Here is a 6,647-nt window from a genome sequence, read left to right on the forward strand (position 1 = left end):
TGTTCCAGAGCTACAGTGGACTTCTGGCTTTGTCGGCCAGCTGCCGGGCGTGCTCGATGACTTTCTTGCGATTAAAAATCAGCTGCCAGCGTCGGCCGCCTGTTTGGCGCCACAGAACCGCGGACCGGATGCCCGCAAGCAGCAGGGCGCGGACTTTGGCGGCGTTTTCCTCGCGCTGCAGGACGCTGGGATTGCCGCTCACCTGAATGCGTAACCGAAAGGTGCTTATGGTATCGGCGTAAACTGAGGCGAGGTTGCTAATCAGATTGCTGTGGGTATAGCCAAAGTGGCTGGCAGTGTGGCGAGCCTGGTCAATGCGGGAGCCAATGACGTCCAGCATTTCCGGGCTGCGATTGAGTTTAGCTTCCAGCTGGATCAGGTTGAGCACGTACCGTAGTACCTCAATGTCCTGCTGCTTGCTTTGCTGGCTCAGCACCGATGAGAGAGTAACGAGTCCCTCGCGAATGTCCGCGAGATCGCCGCCATAGACATCCAGGGTTGAGGCTGGATCGGTGGCGAACAGCGAGCGGATGCAGGTTTCGAGGCTGGTTTCCGAGCATTGACCGTTGTGGGCAATTTGCTGGACCAGGTTGGCGGCCTGGCATACACCAGCCAGGGCGAGGGTCTGATCGTTCAGGGATCGACTCATGCGCCCAATTCCTGCTGGGATTGTTCGCAGAGGCGGGCCGGCAGTGCTTCACCATCACGCCAGGTTTCCTCGATCACGCCACCCCCCAGGCAGACCTCGCCATCATAGAAAACCACGGATTGACCCGGAGTGACGGCTCGCTGTGCATCATCAAAGACCACTTTGACGCCCGCATCCAGCACCAGAACCTCGCAGTCCTGATCGGGCTGACGGTAACGGGTCTTGGCCTTGCAACGGAATTGGGCGGCCGGTGGTTCGCCGGCCACCCAGTCGATCGGGCCGGACACCAGTCCGCGCGAGAACAGCAGCGGGTGGTGCTTACCTTGAACCGCAATAAGAACGTTGCGGGTAAGGTCTTTCTCGGCAACGTACCAGGGTTCATCGCCAAAGTCGCTGAGGCCTCCAATACCGAGACCCTGGCGTTGGCCGATGGTGTGGTACATCAGGCCTTGGTGACGACCGATGACCTTGCCATCCGGTGTCTCGATGTCACCCGGTTGCGCCGGCAGGTACTGCTTCAGGAAGTCGGTGAACTTGCGTTCGCCGATAAAGCAGATGCCGGTGGAATCTTTTTTGTCATGAGTGACAAAACCCTGGGCTTCGGCGATCCGACGCACTTCAGGTTTTTCCAGTTCACCGACCGGAAACAGGGTGCGGGCGATACGCTCACCTGAGACTGCGTGCAGGAAGTAGCTCTGGTCTTTGTTGGCATCCAGGCCTTTCAGCAGCTGAGCCCGGCCGGAATTGTCGGGCAGTGGGCGCTGACGGGTGTAGTGGCCGGTAGCAATATAATCGGCACCCAGGGTGACGGCGTAATCGAGAAATGCCCGGAACTTTACTTCCTTGTTACACAGAATGTCCGGGTTGGGGGTGCGACCGGCGGTGTATTCCGACAGGAAATGTTCGAACACTCGGTCCCAATACTCGGCGGCAAAACTGGCAGTGTGAAGATTGATGCCGATGCTGTCCGCAACCGCCTGGGCGTCGGCCAAATCGGTCATGGCCGTGCAGTATTCGGTGCCATCGTCTTCATCCCAGTTCTTCATGAACAGGCCTTCGACCTGATAGCCCTGATCTTTCAGCAACCAGGCGGCGACAGAGGAATCGACGCCGCCGGACATGCCGACGATCACTCGGGTATTTGCTGCGGGAGGTGTTTCGGATGCGTGTGTCATGAATACATCAGTCTGGGTGAAAAGCTGCCAAGTCTACCATTTGTCCGGCTTTACGTCTGCGCATCGACGATGACATCGAGCGGGTAGCGCCGGCCATTTCGGTAATCTTCTATGCATTCGAGGACCAATGGACTGCGGAGCTGGTCTTTCAGCCCGCGGATGTCCTCCAGCAACAGCCAGTGCGCGGCAATGATGCCGGTGTCGAGTTCCTCGCTGACCTGCTCCAGGGCTTTGGCCGAGTAGCAGAAGCGGTAGTAGGTGACGCCGTTGGCAGGCGCCTTGTAGGTGTAAACGCCGAGGAAATGCTCGGGCTCCACCACCCAGCCGGTTTCTTCCAGGGTTTCACGCTTGACCGCATCCAGAATGGCCTCGTCTTCCTCGACATGGCCAGCGGGCTGATTGAAGACGACGCGGCCGCCGCTGGTTTCTTCAACCACCAGAAACCGACCTTCCTGATCTTCAACAATAACGGCAACAGTGGCGTGGGGTGTCCAGGTCATGGCTGTTTTCTGCTCCTACTGCTGTGGGGTTTGCCCGGTTTCCGTCGCCCCGGACGGTTGCGACGTGGGGGCGCTGTAGGGACGTGGATGGTGATGCCGCGGTGCTGGCCCGGCAATAAGCCGTCCAGGGTCCAGTCTCCTATACGGTAGCGGATCAGCCGGAGGGTTGGGAAGCCGACCGCCGCGGTCATGCGTCGTACCTGTCGGTTTCGGCCTTCGGTAATGGTCAGCTCCAGCCAGCTGGTGGGCACTGATTCCCGGTACCTGACCGGCGGTGTCCTGGGCCAGATCTCGGGCTGGTCGAGTAAGCGGGCCTTCGCCGATGCCGTATTGCCATCCTTGAGGCGGACGCCGCCCTCAAGTTGGGAGAGCGCGTCATTGGTTATGTCGCCTTCCACCTGAACCCAGTAGGTTTTGGGCATTTTGGCCGTGGGTGAGGCGATGCGGTGCTGCAGGGCGCCGTCACTGGTCAGTAACAGAAGGCCCTCGGAGTCGTAGTCGAGCCGGCCGGCGGGGTAGACATCGGGTATCTGAATCCAGTCCGCCAGGGTCGCCCTGACCGGTCTCCCGCTGTCCTGGCGATCGTCAGTGAACTGGCTGAGCACACGAAAAGGTTTGTTGAAGAGAATCAGGTTGGCCATTATTTCAAGCGCGTCCGCAGTGATAGGGTGGAGCTCAGTGAAAATATCCGTAGCAGGGTTACTTTACCAATGGTGGCTGGCAAAGTCGTTGTGAGGCAATGAGGTCTGCCAGGAAGACTGCAGGTTTCAGGCGGTAACAGGCAGAGCTGACTGAATTGAGTTCAGGTTAGGGAGAGAGTGCGCAGGCCCGCTTGCGGTTTTGATATCGCGCACTGACATACCCGCCTGCCTCAGGGCAGGCGTGCTGGGGCCATTCGTCAACGATGGGTCAGGCGTTGGCTGCACGCGGCGGGAAATCGCTCCGACCTGGGTCCGGGTCATCCGTCTTGACTCCCGGTGATGCGCCAGCAAGCTCTTGTGTCTCTTTCTGGGGCTGTGCATCGGGGACAATATTGATGGCGTGGACGCCTTTTTCGCTGGGTTTTTTGTCAAAGGTGACGGGCTGACCGGCTTTCAGTGTTTTGTAGCCGTCCATTTGGACCGATGAAAAGTGGGCAAACAGATCGTCACTGCAGCCGTCCTCAATGATGAAGCCGTACCCTTTGGCATTGTTGAACCATTTAACCTTGCCTCTTGGCATGATGAACTCCCCTGTTCATGTGCTGTCACATTTTATTATTGCTGTTGTGAACATTCCGCTCTGTGTCACTGGATGCGGATTTTGGTTGCATAACCCAAATTGATCGGTGTTGGTTACATAACCTTCGTTGAAATTTACATTATTTAACAATGCAAGTTAACTTTCGGCCAATCGGCGCGTCGAGTCAATAGTTTCTGTTGCCGGAATGTGTGGTTGAACGCGGTCTGGAACCGGTATCATGCGCGTATAGTTAAATTCCTCGCGCCCGGTTCTCGACTTAGCTTGAAAACACGGGGTCAGACAACCACATTATGCAAAGGGCACCGATAAACCGGTAAAGAATGATGCGGACTATCGAAGATTCTCTACTAGTATTTAATCAGGGGGAGGACGAACAACCGGGACGCCAAGACGATCTCAGTGTTGCGCCCGAAAAACCTGCCCTGAAGCGCCCGGCGCGATTTCGCGTAGTGCTTCTGAATGACGATTACACGCCCATGGATTTTGTTGTGGACGTGTTGATGAAGTTCTTCGGCATGAACGAAGAAAAGGCGACGCAGGTGATGCTGCTCGTCCATACGCAAGGAAAGGCCGTATGTGGGGTGTATACCCGAGACATCGCAGAAACGAAGGCAGCACAGGTGAACCAGTATTCCTCGGAATGCGAACATCCGCTGCTTTGCGAGATTGAACGTGCGGACTGACAGACGTTGGGGTGGCCCATGCTGAGTAAAGATCTAGAAATTACGCTGAATACGGCTTTCAAGAGTGCCCGCGACAAGCGTCATGAATTCATGACCGTCGAGCACTTATTGCTGGCCTTGTTAGATAACGAATCGGCGGTGGGCGTTCTGAAAGCGTGTGGAGCAGATCTCCAGCGGCTTCAGGAAGAACTTATGGAATTCGTTGACTCAACAACACCGCTCATTCCGAGCAGTGACAGTGAGCGCGAAACCCAGCCTACCCTCGGATTTCAGCGCGTGCTGCAACGGGCTGTATTTCATGTCCAGTCTTCCGGCAAGAAGGAAGTGACTGGCGCTAACGTGTTGGTCGCTATCTTTAGTGAGCAGGAGAGCCAAGCGGTCTACGTTCTGAAGAAGCAGAACATTGCTCGAATTGATGTGGTTAACTTCGTGTCCCACGGCATCTCCAGGGTGCAGGGTGCGGAAGATCAGGAGGGCCATGATCAGGCCGCTCCGGATGAAACCGGTGAAGAAGGCGGGCATTCCAAGCCGCTGGAAAGCTACGCCACCAATCTCAATGAGCAAGCTCGCCAGGGGCGGATTGATCCGCTGATCGGGCGAGAGCACGAGGTTGAGCGTGTAGTGCAGATCCTGGTTCGGCGCCGGAAAAATAACCCACTGCTGGTGGGTGAGGCCGGGGTCGGCAAGACTGCGATTGCCGAAGGTTTGGCTAAGCGCATCGTCGATGGCCAGGTGCCGGATATCATCTCCGACGCGGTGGTCTACTCACTGGATCTCGGCGCATTGCTGGCCGGCACCAAGTACCGGGGCGATTTTGAGAAACGCCTGAAAGGCCTGTTGGCTGAGCTGAAAAAAGAGCAGCACGCGATCCTGTTCATCGATGAGATCCACACCATTATCGGGGCCGGTTCTGCGTCTGGTGGCGTGATGGACGCCTCGAACCTGCTGAAGCCCATGTTGAGCTCGGGCGAGATTCGCTGCATCGGTTCGACAACCTTCCAGGAATTCCGTGGAATTTTTGAGAAGGACAGTGCTCTGGCGCGTCGTTTTCAGAAGATCGACGTGAACGAGCCAAGTGTTGAAGACACGTATCAGATCCTGAAGGGGTTGAAGCCCAACTTCGAAAAGCACCACGATCTGAAGTACACCGACAAGGCCCTTCGAGTTGCGGCTGAGCTGGCCGACCGTTACATCACTGACCGTCATCTGCCTGATAAGGCCATTGACGTCATTGACGAGGCGGGCGCACGGCAACGTCTGCAGCCGGAGAATAAGCGCAAAAAGGCTATCGATGTGACCGACATCGAAGATGTGGTGGCCAATATCGCGCGGATTCCGCCTAAGAACGTATCAACCAGCGACAAGGATCTGCTCCGCAACTTGGAGCGCGACCTGAAAATGGTTGTCTTTGGCCAGGATCCGGCCATTGAGTCCCTGTCCACGGCCATCAAACTGGCGCGTGCCGGGTTGAAAGCGCCGGAGAAGCCGGAAGGGGCGTTCCTGTTTGCCGGTCCGACTGGTGTCGGTAAAACCGAAGTCACCAAGCAGCTGGCGAAAGTGCTGGGTATCGAGCTGGTTCGATTCGATATGTCCGAATACATGGAGCGGCATACAGTGTCACGCCTGATTGGTGCACCTCCGGGGTACGTAGGTTACGACCAGGGTGGTCTGCTGACCGAATCGGTCAACAAGCATCCGCACTGCGTGCTGCTGCTGGATGAGATCGAAAAGGCCCATCCGGAAGTGTTCAACCTGCTGTTGCAGGTGATGGACCACGGCACCCTGACTGACAACAACGGCCGCAAGGCGGACTTCCGTCATGTGATCCTGGTGATGACAACGAACGCGGGGGCAGAAAGTATGGCTCGCCGTTCCATCGGCTTCAGCGAGCAGGATCACAGCACTGACGGCATGGAGATTATCAGCAAGACCTTCACGCCGGAGTTCCGCAACCGTTTGGATGGCATCATCCAGTTTGCCGATCTGCAGAAGGAGACCATCACTCACGTGGTCGACAAGTTCCTCACCGAGCTGCAGGCGCAGTTGGATGAGAAGCATGTTGTCCTGCATGTGGATGAGGACGCCAAGGTGTGGCTGGCAGAGAAGGGGTATGATGTCACCATGGGGGCACGGCCGATGTCCCGCTTGATTCAGGACAAGATCAAGCGACCGCTGGCCGAGCAGATCCTATTTGGGCGCCTTTCCGAGAAGGGCGGGGATGTGTTCATCCATCTGCGCAATGATGAGCTGGTCTTCGATTATGAGGACGAGCCCGCCGAGGCGGTGTAAGACACCGGCCCTGTGTCAGCAACAAAAAAAGACCACCTGAGGGCGTGCCCTGGTAAAGAAACGGGTGCAGCAGAGCAAAGACCAGAGCCGTGCGGGCCATGATCTGGTG

Annotated in this window: 7 protein-coding genes; 2 read left to right on the forward strand and 5 right to left on the reverse strand. The window is 57.0% G+C overall.

Annotation, left to right across the window (positions count from 1 at the left end):
• Nucleotides 1-10 precede the first annotated feature (10 nt).
• From hflD to FGO67_RS17220, 5 genes are all read right to left on the reverse strand, one after another.
• A complete protein-coding gene (gene hflD / locus FGO67_RS09920; protein ID WP_203300549.1) occupies nt 11-649 on the reverse strand; it encodes a high frequency lysogenization protein HflD in 639 nt (212 codons plus the stop codon).
• Nucleotides 646-1,824 carry a tRNA 2-thiouridine(34) synthase MnmA gene (gene mnmA / locus FGO67_RS09925; protein WP_203300550.1) on the reverse strand — a complete coding sequence of 393 codons (1,179 nt, stop codon included), beginning with the start codon at nt 1,822-1,824 and terminating at the stop codon, nt 646-648. Before mnmA ends, hflD begins: the two co-directional genes overlap by 4 nt.
• Before the next feature lie 50 nt (nt 1,825-1,874).
• Nucleotides 1,875-2,324, reverse strand: a complete 450-nt coding sequence (locus FGO67_RS09930; RefSeq protein ID WP_041338148.1) for an NUDIX hydrolase — start codon at nt 2,322-2,324, stop codon at nt 1,875-1,877.
• Nucleotides 2,321-2,965: a pseudouridine synthase gene (locus FGO67_RS09935; RefSeq protein WP_203300551.1), complete on the reverse strand. Its 645-nt coding sequence runs from the start codon at nt 2,963-2,965 to the stop codon at nt 2,321-2,323. Before FGO67_RS09935 ends, FGO67_RS09930 begins: the two co-directional genes overlap by 4 nt.
• Nucleotides 2,966-3,233: 268 nt before the next feature.
• Nucleotides 3,234-3,545, reverse strand: a complete 312-nt coding sequence (locus FGO67_RS17220; protein WP_203300552.1) for a cold shock domain-containing protein — start codon at nt 3,543-3,545, stop codon at nt 3,234-3,236.
• Nucleotides 3,546-3,889: 344 nt separating this feature from the next.
• Between FGO67_RS17220 and clpS the strand changes: the two genes are divergently transcribed.
• Entirely contained in the window at nt 3,890-4,249 is a 360-nt protein-coding gene (clpS, locus tag FGO67_RS09945; RefSeq protein ID WP_138441831.1) for an ATP-dependent Clp protease adapter ClpS, read from the forward strand.
• A gap of 18 nt (nt 4,250-4,267) precedes the next feature.
• Complete coding sequence (clpA, locus tag FGO67_RS09950; RefSeq protein WP_203300553.1) at nt 4,268-6,538, forward strand: ATP-dependent Clp protease ATP-binding subunit ClpA; 2,271 nt, start codon at nt 4,268-4,270, stop codon at nt 6,536-6,538.
• Nucleotides 6,539-6,647 lie beyond the last annotated feature (109 nt).

Source organism: Marinobacter sediminum (assembly GCF_016820575.1).
Lineage (GTDB): Bacteria > Pseudomonadota > Gammaproteobacteria > Pseudomonadales > Oleiphilaceae > Marinobacter > Marinobacter sediminum.

Bases quoted from the DNA above. Each gene is read 5' to 3' on its own strand.
- hflD (WP_203300549.1), bottom strand. From the start codon at position 649: ATGAGTCGATCCCTGAACGATCAGACCCTCGCCCTGGCTGGTGTATGC.
- mnmA (WP_203300550.1), bottom strand. From the start codon at position 1,824: ATGACACACGCATCCGAAACACCTCCCGCAGCAAATACCCGAGTGATC.
- FGO67_RS09930 (WP_041338148.1), bottom strand. From the start codon at position 2,324: ATGACCTGGACACCCCACGCCACTGTTGCCGTTATTGTTGAAGATCAG.
- FGO67_RS09935 (WP_203300551.1), bottom strand. From the start codon at position 2,965: ATGGCCAACCTGATTCTCTTCAACAAACCTTTTCGTGTGCTCAGCCAG.
- FGO67_RS17220 (WP_203300552.1), bottom strand. From the start codon at position 3,545: ATGCCAAGAGGCAAGGTTAAATGGTTCAACAATGCCAAAGGGTACGGC.
- clpS (WP_138441831.1), top strand. From the start codon at position 3,890: ATGCGGACTATCGAAGATTCTCTACTAGTATTTAATCAGGGGGAGGAC.
- clpA (WP_203300553.1), top strand. From the start codon at position 4,268: ATGCTGAGTAAAGATCTAGAAATTACGCTGAATACGGCTTTCAAGAGT.